The organism is Roseomonas chloroacetimidivorans (assembly GCF_049629625.1).
GTDB lineage: Bacteria > Pseudomonadota > Alphaproteobacteria > Acetobacterales > Acetobacteraceae > Roseomonas > Roseomonas chloroacetimidivorans.
Window position 1 is genome coordinate 1 of the sequence record NZ_JBNBZS010000213.1, and the last position, 2803, is coordinate 2803.

A 2803-nucleotide genomic window follows, 5' to 3' on the forward strand; every position below is an offset into this window, starting at 1 on the left:
AGACCGCGGACCTGTCCACCTCAACGCTGCAACCGACGAGCACCCGTTCGAAAGGATCTGGCAGAGATCGCGTCCAGCTCGGCCGAATCCCACCGGGTCGGCCTGCGACCCGGGCCTCATCCGCTGCAGGGACGGGTCGTCTCCGCTGGTCCAGAAACGGGGTAAGCGCGTCGAAGCTGGCCTACGGAAGCAAGCGATGCCTTCGTGCCGCTTTATGGCCCATGCTCCAGACGCAAGTTCGAGACGCATTCACTGCATGACGCGGGTTAGAGAGTGTTTGGCAAGGTGAGCATCTCGCCGGTCTGCATCAGGTGTTCGCAGTCCTTGGCCATGCGCCGGTTGCGGCCGATCCACGCGAATGTTCGCTCGACCACCCACCTGCGCGGCAACACGTGGAAACCCTGTGGAACCTCTGGTGGCAACTGACCTGGAGCAACCCAGACACCCTGCAGCCCGGTCCACCAGTGCTTCACGATGGAGAGTTTCCAGCCGAGTGTGGAAGCCAGCCAGTCCGCCAGGCCACGATAGGCCGTGTCGGCCCAGATGAGCGCAATCAGCGGAAACTGAGCAGCCAGTCCCTGGAGCAGCACCTCGGCGCCACGGTGATCGTGCAGGTCAGCAGGGGGGACGCGGACCTTGAGCAGGTTGCCTTGCGTATCCACCAGCACGTGCCGCTTGCGGCCTGTGACCTTCTTGCCCCCGCCATAGCCGCGCGGCCCACCGGCCTCGGTGCTGCGAACCGACTGGCTGTCGATGATGGCAGCTGTCGGCTGGGCTGCGCGCCCAAGGGCGATCCGCTGGCGCTCGCGAAGGGCAGCGTTGACCTCCTCCCAGGTGCCAGCGCGCCGCCACTTCGCATAATGCCAGTACACCGCAGGCCAGGGCGGGAACTCATGCGGGATCGCCCGCCACTGGCAGCCAGTGCGTAGGAGGTAGAACACCGCCTCCACTATCCGCCGTAGGTCGCGCACCTGTCTGTGTCCCGCCTGCCGCGCCGGGGTGATGAGGGGACACAAGACTGCCCACTCGGCGTCGCTCAGATCAGAGGGATAGGGTAAGGTGCACATCACAGCCAGATGGTTGCTGGCCCGGCCGCATGCCCGTCAGACAGCACGCAATAAAATTGCCAAACACCCTCTTACGCACAAGCGCGTTCCAGCTGAATTAAAAGGTCAAACGGCCCTCTCGCGGCGACCGGAGCGGCGCCGCTATGCTCCCTCAGCAGCACCATACGTTCGCCGTGGCGTTCAATCCGCCAGACTTTCGTGCCCATACCCAGCCAGGCAACTCCGGCCGCATCGTCAGGCGTGACCGGCATGTGGAGCCAGGCGCGCGGCAGGTGAGCGGCGAACCGGGCAATCGCTTTCCGGTCGGCTTGGGAAAGGCCCGCCTCAGTCCGCAGCATGTCGTACACCCCATTCCACCGCTTCCTGCAGATCAGGAGCGCTCTGCGCATGAGGCTGCCACACGCTCCGCTCCCGCATGCCGTGTCGGGGCCAGATCTGCCGCAGCGAGCTTGGGGTACCCAGCCTCGAACCGGGATCCGCCTTACCAGCGTCGATCGGAGCCGTGAGCACCGCCTTCTCACGGAGGATCAAGCCTGGAGGGTCGCACAGGCGGTCGAGCAAGGACAGCATCTCCCTCCAGTACCAGACACGCTGGCGTGGAAACGCCGCTTGCTTCGCGCCGAGCACCAGAAGCCCCGCCGTGAGACCACCGGGGTGTCTGACTGACTGCAACGGAACTTGGCCTTCGATCTCACGCAAAGCCGCAACAATTTGGCCTTCGAGGCGGAGTGCGGCGATCCATGACCTGAGCCGGCCGAGTGGGCCGCCTCGCTGAGCCCGGGCCCGCAACAGAAACACCTCACAGGCAAGCCGGGGCAGGATGGCATGGGCCATTTCCCGCAGCAGCATCTCCGCCCGCTCAGCGTCCCGGCCGTCATTCGTGCCAATGATGCGCGGTGCGTAGAGCTTTAGCCTTTGCCGCCGCGCATGCGGAAGAGCGTCGTTGATGACGACCGCGAAGTCACGAATGAGAGGTGAAGCCGCGTCTGGTCGGTCCGAGTGCTGTTCGCCTGCCAAATGCGCCACGAGCGACATCAGGCAGAACGCGTTCTCCCGTGGGTCTCCCACGCCGGCAACGAGGGTCGCCCCGGTGAGCTCGCGCTCCACGGCCTGAAGAGTCAACATGATCCGCTCCTCCCCATCGATGTTGCGAGCGTCTTGCGCGCCCGCTGCGAGACGAAGGAAGTGCGTGTCACTCCAGTGCTCCGCCGCAAAAGCGTGGCGCACAATGGATCCCGAACTTCCAGGGTCATCCGCCCGTCCAACCGTGTCCGCCGCCGCAACGACGTCAATGGGAGAGACACTGGTTCGACCCAAGCTCTACCACCGTGATCCCATGGTAGAAGTCATCATCTCTCACGAGCGGTTATACGGACCACACCCGCTCCGGTTACTCAAATCCTGAGTTGTGGAGCACTGCAACTCAGTTTTTCGGGAACCATCGCTTTTCATCGGATTGTCGCACATTGGCTCGGCATCGCGGAGGGGACAGCTTGGATCGAGTTCCCTGCTCCCGCCCGCCAGCCCGCGGCTCCGGCTGTGCAGTCAGGTCTCCCTGGCCGATCCACGGCTGCACCATGCCGTCCTGTGCATGCTCCACGAGAGCAACGAACCCGACAAGCCTCGGCGCGTCCAAACACATCCGTGCAGATCTCACCAAGTTCGGGCTTGCCTCGGGGGTTCATCCGTCGAGGAAGGTCCGCAATGCCTTCGAGCGCGCAGGCAGGTTTAATTTG

The 2803-nt window shown here is 64.3% G+C and carries 3 protein-coding genes; all 3 read right to left on the reverse strand.

The window, feature by feature from the left end; translation table 11 throughout:
• Window positions 1-266: 266 nt before the first annotated feature.
• Window positions 267-1067, reverse strand: a complete 801-nt coding sequence (locus ACO1BU_RS36655; RefSeq protein WP_424140789.1) for an IS5 family transposase — start codon at window positions 1065-1067, stop codon at window positions 267-269.
• Window positions 1068-1138: 71 nt separating this feature from the next.
• Window positions 1139-1414, reverse strand: a complete 276-nt coding sequence (locus tag ACO1BU_RS36660; RefSeq protein ID WP_424140787.1) for a hypothetical protein — start codon at window positions 1412-1414, stop codon at window positions 1139-1141.
• On the reverse strand, window positions 1392-2174 hold the full coding sequence (locus ACO1BU_RS36665; RefSeq protein WP_424140788.1) for a hypothetical protein: 783 nt from the start codon (window positions 2172-2174) through the stop codon (window positions 1392-1394). Before ACO1BU_RS36665 ends, ACO1BU_RS36660 begins: the two co-directional genes overlap by 23 nt.
• Between the last annotated feature and the right edge of the window lie 629 nt (window positions 2175-2803).